A 16,649-nucleotide genomic window follows, 5' to 3' on the forward strand; every position below is an offset into this window, starting at 1 on the left:
CTCGTGGTCCGTCCCGAGACCGGTGCGGCGAATCGAGGCGCGGACGGACTTCGCCGGTGACCTCGACCGATGGCCGTTCACGATCCCGGCCGTGGCTCAGCTGATGTCGGAAGGGCTCGACCTCGGTGCAGCGACCATTTTGGTCGGCGAGAACGGGTCGGGGAAATCCACGGTGCTCGAGGGCTTAGCAGAGGCGTACGGCTTCAACGCCGAAGGCGGCTCCACCGGAGCCATGCACACGACGCGACGTTCGGAATCCCCCCTCGGTGACGCGATCACGCTCGTCCGCGGCGCAGGCGCACCGAAGGGTGGCTATTTCCTGCGGGCGGAGACGATGCATGGGTTGTACACGTATCTGGAGGAGATCGGCGGGGGCTTCTTCCACGAACAAAGCCACGGGGAGTCCTTCCTCGACGTGATCGAGTCGCGGGGTTTCCGGAGGACCGGCGAGCCGTGGCCGGGCCTCTATCTGTTCGACGAGGTCGAGTCCGCGCTGTCCTTCAACTCCAGCCTGCGGGTGCTTGCGCTGCTGCGTGACCTGCTGGCGGAAGAGCAGGTCCAGATCGTGCTCGCCACCCACTCGCCGGTGCTGGCCGCGCTCCCCGGTGCGACCATCGTCGAGCTGACCGGCGACGGCTTCCGCGAGACTGCCTGGGAGGATCTGGAACTGGTCCTGAACGAGCGCTATTTCCTCGCCGATCCCCAACGGTTCTTGCGACATCTCGCGCCGTGACTTGCAGGGACTCGACCCACTGCGGCACGCTCGCCGACGGCACGCGAATCCACCACGGCAGCCAGCAATGGACGTGCTGTAGGCGCCGGCGTCGCTTTCTTCCAAGAATTCCGGGAATCTGAGCCTGGGGGGCTTGAACGTTCCCGAAGACCACCACGTCGACGGGTGATGAATGTCACGATGGATCCATGGCACTCAGCGTGTTTGACGTTTTCAAGGTGGGAATCGGGCCCTCGAGTTCGCACACCGTGGGGCCGATGCGTGCGGCCGTGGAGTTCTGCAACTTCTTGGCGGGCAAGGGCCTGCTCGACCGCGTCGAGCGGATGCAGGTGGGCTTGTTCGGCAGTCTCGGAGCGACCGGCAAAGGGCATGCGAGTGACACCGCGGTGATCCTGGGTCTGCTCGGCGAGGAGCCCGACAAGGTCGATCCCCGCGCGGTGGCCGACAAGGTCGAGCGGGTCCGCACGGAGCATCGGCTGTCGCTCGCGGGCAAGCGGGAGATCGTGTTCGAGCCGGACACCGACCTGGTCCTCGATGGCCGGGTGTCGCTGCCGTTCCATCCGAACGGGATGACGTTCACCGCGCTGGATGATGCTGGCGCCGAGCTGGCGAAGGAGTCCTACTATTCGATCGGCGGCGGCTTCGTCGTCGACGAGGCGACCGCAGCAGCCGATCAGCTCGTCGCGGAGGGACCGGAGGTGCCCTTCCCGTTCACGACGGCTGAGGAACTGATGGACCACTGCAGGACGTCGGGCCTGTCGTTCTCCGGGCTCGTGCTCGCGAACGAGGCGGTGTTTCGTCCGGAGGAGGAGACCAGGGCCGGTCTGCTGCACATCTGGTCGGTGATGAACCAGTGCATCGAACACGGATTGAGCACGGAGGGGATCCTGCCGGGTGGGCTCAACGTGCGACGCAGAGCTCCCGAGCTCTGGCGCAAGCTCCGCATCGACTCGCAAGGGGCCGAGGATCCGATGCGTGGCATGGACTGGGTGACGCTGTGGGCGTTGGCCGTCAACGAAGAGAACGCAGCGGGCGGCCGTGTGGTGACCGCGCCGACCAACGGGGCCTCCGGGGTGATCCCGGCGGTGTTGAAGTACTACACGGAGTTCATCCCCGGCGCCAGCGAGGACGGCATCGTGCGCTTCCTCCTGATTGCCGGCGCGATCGGCATCATCATCAAGGAATCCGCCTCGATCTCGGGTGCCGAGGTCGGCTGCCAGGGCGAGGTCGGTTCCGCCTGCTCGATGGCTGCGGGCGCCCTCTGCGGTGTGCTCGGCGGTTATACCCACCACATCGAGAACGCCGCCGAGATCGGCATGGAGCACAACCTCGGGCTCACCTGTGACCCGATCGCCGGGCTTGTCCAGATCCCGTGCATCGAGCGCAATGCGATCGGAGCGGTCAAGGCGGTCGCGGCGGCACGGACAGCCCTGCACGGTGACGGCATGCACAAGGTGACCCTCGATGAGGTCATCAAGACCATGCGGGACACGGGCAGGGACATGCAAGCGAAATACAAGGAAACGTCGCTCGGTGGTCTGGCGGTGAACGTCATCGAGTGTTGACCAGCCTCCCGCCGAGGGAGTGACCGCGGCGGGAGGGAAAAGCTGAGTCCGTCAGTCCACGCTGCGGCCACTCCGGACCCCGCGAGCGACCGTTCAGTTCTTCCCGTGGACGTCGACGACCAGATGCACTCGCTCGCGATCCTTGGCGTTGACCACGGCGGCCACCGGAGCGCCGGGTTCCCGCGCGAACGCGATGGTGGTCGGCAACAGGATTGGTTTGCGGAACCAGACCCGGTTGGTGTGGGGGCCCTGTGCGTCCTGCCCGAAGGCCGCAAGAGTCCGGGCGAGGCTCCACATGCCGTGGGCGATCGCGCGGGGGAACCCGAACGCCCGGGCGGCCAAGGGATGCAGATGGATCGGGTTGACGTCCCCGGAGATCGCCGCATAACGGCGGCCGAGATCAGCTGGCAGCCGCCAACGTGCCGACGGAAAGCTCGTCGGCGCCTCGGGCGCAGCCGGTCCGGTCTCTGACCCCGGGTTCTCGCGACCGCGGTGCAGATAGGTGCTGCGCGAGGACCAGGCGACGGCACCGAGGACGTGGAGTTCGGTGATGAGATCGACCGCCGTGCCCTTCGGGTGGGGTCTGAGGTTCTCGGCGCGGACGGTGACGTCGGGCTGGTCGTCGGCGAACAGCGGGTCGCGCTGCGTGATTTCGTTGGCGATGTGGACCAGACCGGCGAGCGGCAGCGGGAAGTCGGGTCCCGCCAGCAGCCGCGCCTGCAGGGGGAAACCCAGCAGGTGCGGATAGGTGGGCGGGAGCAGCTCGTTGGCGGTGAAGCCCGTTAGCTTCTGGTACGCAAACAGATGCTGCCGCTCGATTCGCGCTCGCGGCAACCGCAGGACCGTGTCCGGGAGATCCTTGCCGGGGCGAGCCCGCAGGGGGGTCCGCAGCATGCCGCGGACGAACTCGCGGAGCACCGTCGGCGGTGCGGCCAGGTTGACCGGTTCGGGCAGATTGGTCATCGGTCAGGCTCCGATCAGGCTCTGGCCGCAGATGCGCAGCACCTGACCGCTGACGGCCTGGCTGCCGGGCTGGGCGAGGAAAGCGATTGTCTCGGCGACATCGACCGGCAGACCACCCTGCTGCAAAGAGTTGAGCCGGCGGCCGATCTCGCGCGGGGCGAGTGGCATCCGGGCTGTCATCTCGGTCTCGATGAACCCCGGCGCGACCGCATTGATCGTGATTCCCCGATCGGCGACCAGTGGGGCGGTCGCCTCGACGAGACCGATCACGCCGGCCTTGGAGGCGGCATAGTTCGTCTGGCCGCGGGCACCGGCAATGCCGTTCTGCGAGGAGAGGCAGATGATCCGGCCGCCGTCGGAGAGGCCGCCGTCGGCCTCCGCCAACAGGGCCTCGTTGATCGCAAGCATCGCGCGCAGGTTGACGTCGATCACTTGGTCCCAACCCTCGGGCTTCATGTTGACGAGCAGCTTGTCCCGGGTGATGCCGGCGTTGTGAATCACGATGTCGAGTCGGCCATGGCGCTCCCGGCAGTGCTCGAGGATGCGTTGTCCGGCGTCGGCTTGGGTGATGTCGAGCGGCAGCGCGGTGCCGTGCACCGCATTGACGACCTGGGCGAGCGATTCACCAGCGCCCGGGACATCGACGCCGACCACGGTGGCACCGTCGCGGGCCAGAACCTCGACGATCGCCGCACCGATGCCGCGGGCCGCGCCGGTGACCAGGGCGACCTTCCCGGTCAGCGGCCGACCGCGGTCCTGCGAGCGCGGCTCTGCGGCGCCGAGGGTCAGCACTTGGCCGGCCACATAGGCCGACCGGCCGGACAGGAAGAACTCCACAGTGTTGGCGACCGAAGCGGCGTGACCGCCGGCAGCGGGGGCGTACACCAAATTGGCCGTCGCGCCCGCCCGCAGCTCCTTGCCCAGTGATCGGACGATGCCACTGAGCGCCTGCTGGGTGGCGACCTCCCCCGGGTCGGTGAGGTCGGCGGGATCGGTGCCGATCAGCACAACGCGGGCGTTGGCCTGCAGCCGTTTGACCGCGGGGCCCGCGATCGCCCGGAAACCGGCGAGTGCGGCCGGGGCCCGCAGCCCACTGAGGTCGATCACGATGCCGCCGAGGCGTGGCTGGTCTGCTCCGGTGGGGGCCTCGACCGGTCCCTCGACCTCGATCTCGAGATGGTGCAGGCGATCGAGGAGAGCCGGGAGATGGCCGCCGTCGGCGCTCGCCTCGCCCGCCGTCCCGATGGCGGCGACCAGGACAGGTTCATCGCACAGCGGTTCACGAAGGTCGAACCGGCGGAGCGCGACCGGACGGGGGAGCCCGAGGCGTTTGGCGACCGCCTGGCCGACGCCGGTGGCGATCAACTGGGCATAGGCGTCCGGCTGGCCGTCCCGGGACCGGTCCGTGCTGGTGCGGCGCACACGCTTGCCGCGTGTCTCGCTCATCGGGCCGCCTCCAGGATCGCCGCGACACCGAGACCACCGGCCGCGCACACGCTGATCAGGGCCCGACCGCCGGTGCGTTCGAGCGTCTTGGCCGTGGTCGCCAGGATGCGTGCGCCGGTTGCCGCGAACGGATGACCGGCCGCCACGGAACCACCGTGGGGGTTGAGCTTGGTCCGGTCGATGGTGCCGAGCGGCTGATCGAGGCCGAGCTTCTCGGCGCACCAGTCCGCGGACTCCCACGCCTGCAACAGTGCGAGCGGGGTCGAGGCGAACGCCTCGTGGATCTCGTAGAGATCGAAATCCTGCAGGGTCAGGCCATTGCGTTCGAGCAGGCGGGGAACGGCGTACGCAGGCGCCAGCAACATGCCCTCCTTGCCACCCACGAAGTCGACGGCAGCGGTCTCGGCGTCGACGAACCAGGCCTGCGGGCGGATCCGGTGCTCGTCCGCCCACTCCTCCGCGGCCAGGAGCAAGGTCGCCGCGCCGTCGGTCAGCGGGGTCGAGTTGCCGGCAGTGAGCGTCGGGTCGCCCAAGTCTTTGCCGAAGACCGGCTTGAGCTCGGCCAGTTTCTCCACCGAGGTGTCCGGTCGGAGGTTGGTGTCCTTGGTGACGCCGAGGAACGGCGTGACGAGATCGTTGAAGAAGCCGTCGTCCCAGGCCTTGGCCAAGTTGTGGTGGCTGGCGGCCGCGAACTCGTCCTGTTCCCGGCGGGTGATGGCCCAGTGTTTGTTGATGAGCGCCATGTGCTCGCCCATGCTCAGGCCGGTGCGCGCTTCGGCGGCCGCCGGCACGACCGGGACGAGGTGTTCCGGACGGAACCGGGCGAGGATCTGCAGGCGCTGGAGCGGGGTCTTGGCGCGGTTCAGGTCCAGGAGGATCTTGCGCAGCCCCTCGCCGACCGCGATCGGGGCGTCGGAGGCGGAGTCCGCCCCGCCCGCGATGCCGACGTCGATCGTGCCGAGCGCGATCTTGTTCGCAACGGCGATCGTCGACTGCATCCCGGTGGCACACGCTTGCTGAATGTCGTACGCCGGCGTGTGCGGATCCAAGGTCGTCCCCAGGACGGCCTCGCGAGTGAGGTTGAAGTCGCGCGTGTGTTTCATCACCGACCCGGCGACGACCTCGCCGATGCGCTGACCGCCCAGGCCGAAACGGGCGATCAGGCCGTCGAGGGCGGCGGTGAGCAGGTCCTGCGTCGAGGCTTGGGCATATTTCCCGCCCGCACGGACGAACGGCGTGCGGTTGCCGCCGAGAACGGCGACGCGGCGAACGGCTTTGGTCATGGTCGCTCCGGAATCGTGACTCGGGGCGAGGCTCGCCCGCGGACTTCCAATGTATCCGATACTTCCAGTATCTGAAACGGTGGGTACCTGATAGTTTCGTCCCCATGACCCGAGGCGACGAAGCCGTCGGCGGTGAGGAGCGCGACGCTGCCGCCGAGATGGCTGATGGCCGGACGCTGCGCTGGCAGCAACACAACGCCGAGCGTCGTGCGGCCCTCGTGGATGCGTGCCTGCGGGCAATCCGCAGTCACGGCGCCGGCGTGTCGATGGATGCCATCGCGGCCGAGGCCGGCACGTCGAAGACGGTCATCTATCGACACTTCACGGATCGGGCGGGGCTCTATCGTGCCGTCGCCGACAAGGTAGGTCGCCGCATCGAGCGGGCGCTGCGCGAGGTCATCGGGGTGCCTGCCACCGTGCCCGAAGCGGCTGGGCCGGCGTCGCGACCCGAATCGCCTGCCCGGGCATCCGTGGCCCGCGTCATCGACACCTATTTGGCCCTGATGGAGGCCGACCCCGACGTCTATCGCTTCGTCGTTCGCCCCCCGGCACTGGAGGGCGCGGTGGCCGAACGTGAAGTTCTCACCATCACCGATCGTGCGGCGGAGGTGCTGGCCACCTGGTTGGCGGAGGAGGTGGGGGAGCGGCGGGCCCGGGTCTGGTCGGTGGCGATCGTCGGAGCCGTGCATGCGTGCGCCGACCGGTGGTTCGCCGAGCCCGCGCCGTTGGACAGGGTGGATTTGGTGGAGGAGCTGACCGCGCTTGCCTGGTCGGGGCTGGGGCGGTCGGACATACGCAGTCAGTGAGCGCCCGTCAGGTCCCGCGGCCGGGGTCGGGTCAGTCGTGCGGTGCCGGGATGCCGGCGCGCTCGGCGACCCGGGCGTACGCCAGCCCCAGCGAGGCCACCGTCTCGTGCGCGTTCAGCCCGGAAGGGTTGGGCAGCACCCACCACTCGGTCGGCCCCGCGGCGCCCGGAGGTGCTTCCTGGAGCCCTTGCCGGGCCTTCGGGTCGAACGCCTGGCGATAGGCGGTGACACCGAGCACGGCCACGACCCGCGGCCGCAACTCGGCCACGCGCTCCATCACGCGTACCCCACCTGCCCGCAACTCAGCCCGATCCAACTCGTCCGCCCGAGCCGTTGCCCGCGCGACGATGTTGGTGATGCCCACCCCGCGCGCGATCAGGGCGGCGGTGTCGGCAGGCGACATGCCGGCCGAGCAGTCCACGACCGCGGGCGTGATGCGGGCGGCGGCGAGCGCCGGCCAGAACCGGTTGCCCGGTCGCGCGAAATGGGCGCCCACCGCGGCCGTCCACAGTGACGGGTTGATGCCGACGAACAAAAGCTTGACGCCTGGGCCGACGAGGTCCGGAACCGCCGAGCCGTGGAACAGCGGGAGTTCATCGCGCCGCGGCCGGCGTCCGGTGATGATCGCCGGCGGTGCGTCGTCGCTCGCGGCAACAGATCCGGGACGATTCGGAGGCGTGGGCATGGACAATCGATTACTGCTAGGTGACATAATGACGCTCAGGACTCGCGGAGCTTGGGTGTTCTCTGGCAAAGTGTCTCGGTTTCGGGTTTTGACCCGCCCTCAGATTGACCGGGGCCCGACCTCCGCTTAGGCTGGTCGTGCGCTGTTGCCTGCGTGCTCCTCGGACGGAGCAGGGGTGCGCTCGTCGGGTCGGAACGCTTGAGGTCTCTTGAGGTTGTGATTGCTGCGGGGGCAGCGGTGCGCCACAACACCCATATCCATCCATCGGAGCCCTAACTACATGACGTCCTCCCTCGAGGCCACCCCGCAGGTCGCTGTCGACGACCTCGGTTCGCCCGAAGCCTTCCTCCAGGCCATCGACCAGACTATTAAGTACTTCAACGACGGTGACATCGTCACCGGCACCGTTGTGAAAGTCGACCGTGACGAGGTCCTCCTCGACATCGGTTACAAGACCGAAGGTGTCATCCCTTCCAAGGAACTCTCCATCAAGCATGACGTGGACCCGTTCGACGTGGTCCAGGTCGGCGATGAGATCGAGGCCCTGGTCCAGCAGAAGGAAGACAAGGAAGGTCGTCTGATCCTGTCCAAGAAGCGTGCTCAGTATGAGCGCGCCTGGGGCACGATCGAGAAGATCAAGGAAGAGGACGGCGTCGTCACGGGCAAGGTCATCGAGGTGGTCAAGGGTGGCCTGATCATCGACATCGGTCTCCGCGGCTTCCTCCCGGCTTCCTTGGTCGAGATGCGTCGTGTGCGTGATCTCCAGCCTTACGTGGGCCAGGAGCTCGAGGCGAAGATCATCGAGCTGGACAAGAACCGCAACAACGTGGTGCTGTCCCGTCGCGCGTGGCTCGAGCAGACCCAGTCCGAGGTGCGCCACAACTTCCTCACCCAGCTGCAGAAGGGCCAGATCCGCAAGGGTGTCGTGTCCTCCATCGTCAACTTCGGCGCGTTCGTCGATCTCGGCGGTGTCGACGGTCTGGTGCACGTCTCCGAGCTGTCCTGGAAGCACATCGACCACCCGTCCGAGGTGGTCGAGGTCGGCCAGGAGGTCACTGTCGAGGTGCTCTCGGTCGAGATGGATCGCGAACGCGTCTCGCTGTCGCTGAAGGCGACCCAGGAGGACCCGTGGCAGGCGTTTGCGCGCCTGCACCAGATCGGTCAGATCGTGCCCGGCAAGGTCACCAAGCTGGTTCCGTTCGGCGCGTTCGTGCGCGTCGAGGAGGGCATCGAGGGCCTGGTGCACGTCTCCGAGCTGGCCGAGCGCCACGTCGAGATCCCCGAGCAGGTCGTCGCGGTCAACGACGAGGTCATGGTCAAGATCATCGACATCGACCTCGACCGTCGCCGCATCTCGCTGTCGCTCAAGCAGGCCAACGAGGGTGTCGACGTCGCGGCCGACGACTTCGATCCGACGCTCTACGGCATGACCGCCTCCTACGACGACCAGGGCAACTACCTCTATCCCGAGGGCTTCGATCCGGAGACCCAGGAATGGAAGGAAGGCTACGACGAGCAGCGTCTGGCCTGGGAGCAGCAGTACGCCGAGGCCCACGCCCGCTGGGAGGCCCACAAGAAGCAGGTCGAGGAGGCCGAGGCTGCCGATCAGCAGGCCGGCATGGAGCCCGCCGCGGCGACCTCCTATTCCTCGCCGGCCACCGAGGGCTCGCTCGCCTCTGACGAGGCACTGCAGGCTCTTCGTGACAAGCTCACCGGTGGCGCCTGAGCCACTGCGCTGAACTGAGCGCGAGCGCCCGCTCCCCGATTCCGGTCGGTGGGGCGGGCGCTTTCGCGTTCCCGCTGGGTCACCGATGGGGACGCACCGCTAGAGTCCGCGCTTGTGCGAGTGGCATTGACGGGCGGGATCGCCTCCGGGAAAACGACCGTGTCGGACCGCTGGGCGGAGTTGGGTGCGGTGATCGTCGACTCCGACGTGTTGGCGCGTGAGGTGGTGGAGCGGGGTACGCCGGGTCTCGCCGCGGTTGCGGAGCGCTTCGGGCGGGACGTGTTGGCAGCCGACGGGACCCTCGACCGCAAGGCGCTCGCGGGCAAGGTCTTCGGGGACGATGCGGCGCGGCAGGACCTGGAAGGTATCCTGCACCCGCTGATTCGGGCCCGCGGGGCCGAGCTCGAGGAGTCTGCCCCTGCGGACGCCTTGGTCGTCCACGTGATCCCGCTGCTCGTCGAGGTCGGTCGGGTGGGCGAGTTCGACACGATCGTGGTCGTCGATGTGCCGGAGGACGTGCAGTTGAAGCGTGCGATGAGCCGCGACGGAGCCACTTCGGAGCAGGTGCGGGCGCGGATCGCGGCCCAGGCGTCGAGAGAGCAGCGCCTCGAGGTAGCGACCCATGTCATCGACAACTCGGCGGACCTGGCGCATCTCGTCGCCGAGGCTGACCGGGTGTGGGCGGTGCTGAACGGCGACTCCCCGGCGCCCTGCGAGTGAAGGCCTCGCGTGCCGGATTCTTGCGGACCGTTATGAAATCGCGAGCGCTCCCATGGTGCGGGTGAGCCCCTGATGGGCGACGCTGGTGGATGTCGGCAATTCCGGCGCGCGCGCCGAGAAGCCGACGTTCGTCCCTCAAGCCCTGTTTGACTGGGCCCGCTGTTTCGGCCCGAATCGGGCCAGAATCAAGAAAGGTCAAGCCCATGGAGTGCCCACGCTGTGGGGCCCATCTCCCGGAGGTTGCGCACTTCTGTCACCGTTGCGGACAGGACATGCGCACCCCGGATGTGGCCAGGCGGAAATCCTTCGCCGTCAAACCCGACGAACCGGTCGCGTCCTTCGCGCTGGTCTCGACGATCATGCCTCGCGGCGCGAGCGGTCATCCCCAGACCTATCGTCTGGCCCTGGTGATCGCCCTGCTCGCTGCGCTCATCAGCGCAATTTTCGGCCTCCTGCCGATCGCGGTCCTCATCGCTGCGTTCGCGGTGCCGATCGTTTACATCGTGTACGTCTATGACGTCAACCAGTGGGAGGACCAGCCGGTCCCGGTCACGGCCCTCGCGTTCGTCCTGACCGGCCTGTTGGCCGCAGCATTCCTCGGTCTGCTCAAGTTCTTCGGTCTGCTCGACCCGCCGTTGCCGAGCAACGACGTGGGGGGCTTCGCGATTGGCGGCCCCAGCGTGGCCGGCATCCTCGTGTGGGCCCTCGTCGTGCCAGTCGTCGGCGAGCTGATCCGTCAGATCGGACCCGTCATCCTCGCCAGCCGGCCCGCGTTCGACGACCTCATGGACGGCCTCACGTTCGGCATCATCTCGGGTGTGGCCTTCGCCACGGCCGACACCTTGGTCCGGCACTGGTCGCTGCTCACCGGCGGGTTCGTCGGGGCGAGTGACCCGGGGACGTGGGCGTCCCTCATCTTCCTCGAAGGTTTCGTCAAGCCGCTCGTGATCGGCACCGCGTCGGGCATTGCCTGCGCCGAGTTCTCCGGTCTGGGCGAGGGCTATGACGGCTTTACCGGTCGCTATGTCCGTGGCCTGCTCGAGGCGATCGCCGCGAACATCGCTTTCGCGGGCGGCGTCTATCTGCTCGGGTTCCTCAGCAATCCGACCCTCCGCGTCATGCTCCAGGTCGCGTGGGCGCTCATCGTGCTCGCGGTGCTCATCATCCGCGTCCGCAACGTGCTGCATCACGGACTGATGGAGGCGGCACTCGAGTCGTCGGCCAGGCAAGGGGTCGGCGGGAGCAGTGGAGCCGGCCAGGGTCGCCTCTCCTTCTGCACCGCGTGCGAGATGCCGTTGCTGCAGGACTCGCTGTTCTGCACGGCCTGTGGCACGAACACCTTGGTCGGTGCGCACGCCCGCACCGGCGAACTCGCGGGCGTCGGTGCGCCCTCTGCGGGGACCGGTGCTGCTGCGAGCACGGGTGCCGCTGCTGGGGCGGGTGCCGCTGCTGGGGCGAATGCTGCTGATGGCACGGGTGCTGCCGGACAGCAGACCCCGCCGGCAGCTGAGGTCTCGGCCCATCCGGGCGCCCAGGCGGGCGAGTCCGAGGGTTCGCCGGACCGTCCGGCTGACCCGCGGGACGCCTTCTTCGATGAGGAGGAGGGACGATGAGCTGGAATCAGCCGCCGCAGGGTGGTCAGCCCGGTCAACCGGGCTTCGGAGGACAGCCGGGCGGCCAGCCCGGCTATGGAGGCCAGCCCGGTGGTCAGCCGGGATTCGGCGGCCAGCCCGGTTATGGAGGCCAGCCCGGTGGTCAGCCGGGATTCGGCGGCCAGCCCGGATATGGCGGCCAGCCGGGCGCGCCCGGATTCGGGGGCTCGGGCTATCCGGGTCAGCAGGGCTTCGGTGACCAGCAGGCTTCCGGCGGTCAGTTCGGTGGCTTCCCGCCGGCAGGCCCGCCGCCCAAGAAGAAGTCCAACGCGATGCTCATCGGCATCGTCGTCGCGGCGGTTGCCGTCCTCGGGCTCGGCGGTCTGTTGATCGGATTGCTGTCCAAGAAGGATGACACGGTGCTGCCGCCTCCGCCGCCGCCCCCGACGGCCGCACCGACAACGACGGGTCCGACCCAGACCACGGGGCCGACGACGGGTCCGACCACCAACCCGACCACCGGCCCCACTACCGGACCGACCCAGACTCAGGCCCCTGCCGGTGAGCAGGTCGAGGTGGGCCACGGCATCGCCATCACCTTGCAGCCCGGTTGGTCGGTCGAGGACCGGGCGGAGAATGCCGTCCGGCTCCAGGACGGAAGCGGTCGGCAGTTCATCATCCAGGCCGGTCCGATCTCCGACCCGAGGACCGAACTGCCTGCGTTCCTCGACCGCTTGACCGAAGGTGGCACGGACGTGCGCAAGAGCGAAGTGCGCACCCCCGAGCTCCACCCGAACCTCGACGTCGCCCAGGGGGCCGCCGCGATGACAGCAACCAGCGGTGGCTCGACCGCCCGGTTGACCTTCTTCGCGGTGATCTCGGCGAACAAGTCGGACCAGACCGGATTCCGGGCGGTCTCACTCGCGCGATCCGCCGACTATGAGAACAAGGAGTTCACCGACGGGGTGGACCGGATGGTCATCTCCGCCCTGGAGAGCCAGCTGCGCTGAGCCTCCGACTGCGTACCCCCTGCGAGGCGCCCGATCGGTCCGGGCGCACTGGTGGCCCTCACCCCCGTGCTGGGTGAGGGCCACCGGCCATTTCCGGTGCCGGTGCGATCCTTCGACTGCAGAATTGTCGGTGGGGGTGCGTACTCTCGTGCTCATGCGACCGGTTGAAGATGTGCAGCGCACCCTGGCCCCTTTCCGCGTGGAGGCCGACTTCGAACCCAGCGGCGATCAGCCGGCGGCCATCGACGAGCTCGAGCGCCGGATCAGGGCGGGGGAACAGGATGTCGTGCTCCTGGGTGCGACCGGCACGGGCAAGACGGCGACGGTCGCGTGGCTGGCCGAGCGGCTGCAGCGCCCGATGCTCGTCATGCAGCCCAACAAGACCTTGGCGGCCCAGTTCGCCAACGAGCTTCGGCACTTCTTCCCGAAGAACGCGGTCGAATACTTCGTGTCCTACTACGACTACTACCAGCCCGAGGCCTATGTGCCGCAGACGGACACCTACATCGAAAAGGACTCCTCGCTCAACGAGGAGGTCGAGCGTCTTCGCCACCGGGCGACCTATTCGCTGCTCACACGCCGCGACGTGATCGTCGTGGGGACCGTCTCGGCGATCTATGGTCTCGGCACGCCCACCGAGTGGGTGGATCAAATGATCAAGCTGCGGGTGGGCGACACCATGGATCGGGATGTGCTGCTGCGGCGACTGGTGGATATTCAGTACGCACGAAACGACCTCTCCGGTGATCGCGGCACGTTCCGGGTGCGGGGCGACACGCTCGAGGTCTATCCGATGTACGAGGAACTGGCCTGGCGCGTCGAGTTCTTCGGGGATGAGATCGAGGCGCTATCGACACTCCAGCCGCTGACGGGCGAGGTGGTGTCGGAGGACGATGAGATGTACATCTTTCCCGCCTCCCACTACGCCGCCGGCGCCGATCGGATGGACAAGGCGATCCACGGGATCGAGCTCGAGCTCGAGGAGCGCTTGGCGGAGCTGGAATCACAGAACAAACTCCTGGAAGCCCAGCGGCTGCGGATGCGGACCAGCTACGACCTGGAGATGATGCGTCAGATCGGCACCTGTTCCGGGATCGAGAACTACTCGCGGCACATCGACGGCCGCGGCGAGGGGTCGCCGCCGAACTGTCTGCTCGACTATTTCCCCGAGGACTTCGTGCTCGTCCTCGACGAATCCCATGTGTCGGTGCCGCAGATCGGTGGCATGTACGAGGGGGACATGTCCCGGAAGCGCACCCTCGTCGAGCATGGGTTCCGATTGCCCAGCGCGATGGACAATCGGCCGTTGCGCTTCGAGGAGTTCGTCGACCGGATCGGTCAGACCGTCTATCTTTCGGCCACCCCCGGCAGCTATGAGATGGCTCGTGCCGATGGCGTCGTCGAGCAGATCATCCGCCCGACCGGGCTGGTCGACCCGGAGATCGTCGTCAAGCAGACCAAGGGCCAGATCGATGACCTGATGGCGGAGATCCGGGTGCGTGCCGAGCGGGACGAGAGAGTGCTCGTCACGACGCTGACCAAGAAGATGGCCGAGGACCTCACCGACTATCTGCTGGAGAACGGCGTACGGACCCGCTATCTGCACTCGGAGGTGGACACGCTGAAGCGGGTCGAACTGCTGCGGGAGTTGCGGATGGGGGAATACGACGTGCTCGTCGGCATCAACCTCCTCCGGGAGGGCCTGGACCTGCCGGAAGTGTCGCTCGTGGCGATCCTGGACGCGGACAAGGCGGGCTTCCTGCGGTCGGACCGGTCGTTGATCCAGACGATCGGGCGTGCGGCTCGCAACGTGGCCGGTCAGGTTCATATGTACGCCGACACGATCACCCCGCAGATGGCCGCTGCCATCGACGAGACGAACCGCCGTCGGGACATCCAGATCGCCTACAACACCGAGCACGGCATCGACCCGCAGCCGCTGCGCAAGCGGATCGCGGACATCACCGACATGCTGGCGCGTGAGGAGGCGGACACGGCGGAGCTCATGGCGGACAGTCGCCTGTCGGGAAAGCGGGGTCGCGCGCCCGTGCCGGAGCAGGAGGCGGCACGCAGCAAGCGGGCAACGACGGATCTGCCCGCCGCCGAGCTTGCGGACCTGGTGCAGGAGTTGACCGAGCAGATGAAGGCCGCGGCCGCAGAGCTGCAGTTCGAGGTGGCCGCGCGGCTGCGTGACGAGATCCACGAGCTCAAGCGAGAGCTGCGCCAGATGGTCGAGGCAACGCGCTGACGTCACGCGTCAGCGGCGGAAGCCCTCCGTCAGCGTGAAGAACTGAGGATCGAGTTCCTCCATGGGCTGTCTGAGCAACGCGATCTGATCGTCCGGGGCATGAACTTCGAAACGCACCATCTCGGAGATGCGCAGGACGCGTTGGAGAAGGTCACCGACGTTGTCCAGATGGGCAAGCAGCGCGGTGGCGTCGGCGTACCCCTCACGGCAGTGCGCGTTCACGCCGTCGAAACTGAAGGCATAGTGCAGGCAGCCGGGCTCGGTCCTGGCGCGCTCCACGAACTGCGGTGCGAGTTCGCGCCACTGCTCGACCTTGTCCTGTCGGATGCGGAAATAGGGAGCGAGGGTGCAGACGGTGTCGACGTTCATGGTGTCCTCCGGTGAGGGTTGGGGCTGCACCCGTTCTATCGCGCGCCGAGTCGTGCGCGCTGGGGATTCAGGCCATCAACCGCGATCGGCGATCGTGGCGGTCGTCGTGTCGGTCCTGGAACGCTTTGGTCGCGAGGATCGACACCAGGAGCACCAGCTCGAAGGCGTTGGTGATGGCGCCGCTGTCGATCGGCAGCTCGATGCCGCTGCCGATGGTCATGATGACCGCGCCGACGAACAACCAAGGCCACTTCTGCCGTTTCCAGATCATCGCGCCGGCGATCACGAGCACGCCGGCCACGATCAGCACCATGAGTGGCGGGCCCGAGGCCGGTTCGACATTGCCGTAGGACAGCACGCCGAACTCCTCCTGGGGTGCCAGCCGCAGGCCTCGGACCTCGAGAAAGTACTCGACGACGGTCAGGGCCAGCGCAGCTCCGATGGAGGCAACCTGGTACCAGCGTGCCTGCGCCCAACCGAATCCCGCCCTGCGCAAGGTGTGCAGCGCCCACGCCACGAGCACCGGTGTGATCGCGGCGTGGATGTAGTAGCGGGCGTAGTTCAGGAACTCGAGCAGGGGCCCCTCTCCGATGAACCGACCGGCGCCGAGCACCGCGTTGTCATAGACCAGCGCTGCGACCACGAGCAGCGGAAAATTGGCCGGTGTCCACCACCCGTGGCGACTCGCGAGGACGATGCCCCACCCGAGAAGAACGAGATATGCCCCGGCGAAGCCCAGAAAGAGGATGGTGTCCATCGGTCAAGTATGAGCGCCAGGTCGACTTGCCCCGGGTCGCTCGTTCACCACCCGCGTTCCCGCCACTCCGGCAGGCTCGGGCGCTCGGCGCCGAGGGTCGAGCACAGTCCATGGCCCGGATGGAAGACGGTTTCATCCGGATAGACCTCGAACAGCCGCGTCTCGACGTCGTTCATGAGCGATGCAAAATCTTCGGGGCTGTTGGTTTTTCCGACCCCACCGGGGAACAAACTGTCCCCGACGAACAGGTGGACCGGACCGCTTTCCGGGGCGTACGCCAACGTGATCGCCCCCGGCGTGTGGCCCACGAGTCCGATGACCTCGAGTTCCTCACCGCCCGGCAGCCGCACGCTGTCGCCCGTCCAGACCGTCTCGTTGCGTACCCCCGTCGACTTCTCGATCGCCGCCGCATCCGGAACGCCACAGATCAGGCGGGCACCGGTCCGCTCCGCCATCTCCGCCAGACCCTTGATGTGGTCCGGATGGCGGTGGGTGGTGACGATCGTCGCGACCTCGCGGCCGTCGAGCACTTCCTCGATCCGCTCCGGCTTGTTCGCCGCGTCGATCAGCAGAGTCCCGGCCTCGTCGGTGAGCAGATAGATGTTGTTGTCGGTCGGTCCGACCGAGAACTTGGTCATGGTGACGGTGTCCGACAGCGCCTGCTCGAGGGCGGCGCCGTCCTGCTCGACGTGATTCATGCCGCCCACCTTAGACAGTTCGAAAACTGTCGGACGAGCGACGTAGGC

15 protein-coding genes are annotated in these 16,649 nt (G+C 67.5%); 8 read left to right on the forward strand and 7 right to left on the reverse strand.

All coding sequences use genetic code 11. From position 1 onward, the window contains the following. Positions 1-22 precede the first annotated feature (22 nt). Positions 23-733 (forward strand): AAA family ATPase, encoded by a 711-nt coding sequence (locus tag ACQ260_RS09695; protein WP_432559221.1) that lies wholly within the window; start codon positions 23-25, stop codon positions 731-733. A gap of 188 nt (positions 734-921) precedes the next feature. Next, the gene (locus tag ACQ260_RS09700; protein WP_432559222.1) at positions 922-2,298 is read left to right on the forward strand and encodes an L-serine ammonia-lyase; all 1,377 of its coding nucleotides are present in this window, start codon (positions 922-924) and stop codon (positions 2,296-2,298) included. A gap of 93 nt (positions 2,299-2,391) precedes the next feature. Here the strand turns inward: ACQ260_RS09700 and ACQ260_RS09705 are convergent, their stop codons facing one another. The 3 genes from ACQ260_RS09705 to ACQ260_RS09715 are packed head-to-tail and all read right to left on the reverse strand — an operon-like array spanning position 2,392 to position 5,990. Continuing rightward, positions 2,392-3,261 (reverse strand): MaoC family dehydratase, encoded by an 870-nt coding sequence (locus ACQ260_RS09705; protein ID WP_432559223.1) that lies wholly within the window; start codon positions 3,259-3,261, stop codon positions 2,392-2,394. Positions 3,262-3,264: 3 nt separating this feature from the next. Further along, positions 3,265-4,707, reverse strand: coding sequence for a 3-oxoacyl-ACP reductase (locus ACQ260_RS09710; RefSeq protein WP_432559224.1), 1,443 nt, complete (start codon positions 4,705-4,707; stop codon positions 3,265-3,267). Then, the gene (locus tag ACQ260_RS09715) at positions 4,704-5,990 is read right to left on the reverse strand and encodes an acetyl-CoA C-acetyltransferase (RefSeq protein WP_432559225.1); all 1,287 of its coding nucleotides are present in this window, start codon (positions 5,988-5,990) and stop codon (positions 4,704-4,706) included. Before ACQ260_RS09715 ends, ACQ260_RS09710 begins: the two co-directional genes overlap by 4 nt. A 104-nt stretch (positions 5,991-6,094) precedes the next feature. On the opposite strand from ACQ260_RS09715, the gene ACQ260_RS09720 reads away from it, so the two are divergent. Next, positions 6,095-6,796, forward strand: coding sequence for a TetR family transcriptional regulator (locus tag ACQ260_RS09720; RefSeq protein WP_432559226.1), 702 nt, complete (start codon positions 6,095-6,097; stop codon positions 6,794-6,796). 31 nt (positions 6,797-6,827) lie between these two features. Here ACQ260_RS09720 and ACQ260_RS09725 read toward each other — a convergent pair whose 3' ends face one another. Then, complete coding sequence (locus tag ACQ260_RS09725) at positions 6,828-7,481, reverse strand: mismatch-specific DNA-glycosylase (RefSeq protein ID WP_432559227.1); 654 nt, start codon at positions 7,479-7,481, stop codon at positions 6,828-6,830. A 280-nt stretch (positions 7,482-7,761) separates the two neighbouring features. Between ACQ260_RS09725 and rpsA the strand changes: the two genes are divergently transcribed. From rpsA to uvrB, 5 genes are all read left to right on the forward strand, one after another. Next, on the forward strand, positions 7,762-9,207 hold the full coding sequence (gene rpsA, locus ACQ260_RS09730; protein WP_432559228.1) for a 30S ribosomal protein S1: 1,446 nt from the start codon (positions 7,762-7,764) through the stop codon (positions 9,205-9,207). Positions 9,208-9,321: 114 nt separating this feature from the next. Next, complete coding sequence (gene coaE, locus ACQ260_RS09735; RefSeq protein WP_432559229.1) at positions 9,322-9,927, forward strand: dephospho-CoA kinase; 606 nt, start codon at positions 9,322-9,324, stop codon at positions 9,925-9,927. A gap of 272 nt (positions 9,928-10,199) precedes the next feature. Next, entirely contained in the window at positions 10,200-11,540 is a 1,341-nt protein-coding gene (locus ACQ260_RS09740; RefSeq protein WP_502219708.1) for a PrsW family glutamic-type intramembrane protease, read from the forward strand. Continuing rightward, the gene (locus tag ACQ260_RS09745; protein ID WP_432559231.1) at positions 11,537-12,529 is read left to right on the forward strand and encodes a hypothetical protein; all 993 of its coding nucleotides are present in this window, start codon (positions 11,537-11,539) and stop codon (positions 12,527-12,529) included. Before ACQ260_RS09740 ends, ACQ260_RS09745 begins: the two co-directional genes overlap by 4 nt. Before the next feature lie 154 nt (positions 12,530-12,683). Beyond that, on the forward strand, positions 12,684-14,777 hold the full coding sequence (gene uvrB, locus ACQ260_RS09750; RefSeq protein WP_432559232.1) for an excinuclease ABC subunit UvrB: 2,094 nt from the start codon (positions 12,684-12,686) through the stop codon (positions 14,775-14,777). A 9-nt stretch (positions 14,778-14,786) separates the two neighbouring features. On the opposite strand, the gene ACQ260_RS09755 is transcribed toward uvrB, so the two are convergent. The 3 genes from ACQ260_RS09755 to ACQ260_RS09765 form a co-directional block, all read right to left on the reverse strand. Then, positions 14,787-15,146: a putative quinol monooxygenase gene (locus ACQ260_RS09755; RefSeq protein WP_432559233.1), complete on the reverse strand. Its 360-nt coding sequence runs from the start codon at positions 15,144-15,146 to the stop codon at positions 14,787-14,789. Between the two features lie 67 nt (positions 15,147-15,213). Beyond that, a complete protein-coding gene (locus ACQ260_RS09760) occupies positions 15,214-15,903 on the reverse strand; it encodes a hypothetical protein (protein ID WP_432559234.1) in 690 nt (229 codons plus the stop codon). A gap of 44 nt (positions 15,904-15,947) precedes the next feature. Continuing rightward, a complete protein-coding gene (locus tag ACQ260_RS09765; RefSeq protein ID WP_432559235.1) occupies positions 15,948-16,601 on the reverse strand; it encodes an MBL fold metallo-hydrolase in 654 nt (217 codons plus the stop codon). Positions 16,602-16,649: the final 48 nt, after the last annotated feature.

The organism is Ammonicoccus luteus, from assembly GCF_050880385.1.
Taxonomy (GTDB): Bacteria; Actinomycetota; Actinomycetes; order Propionibacteriales; family Propionibacteriaceae; genus Enemella.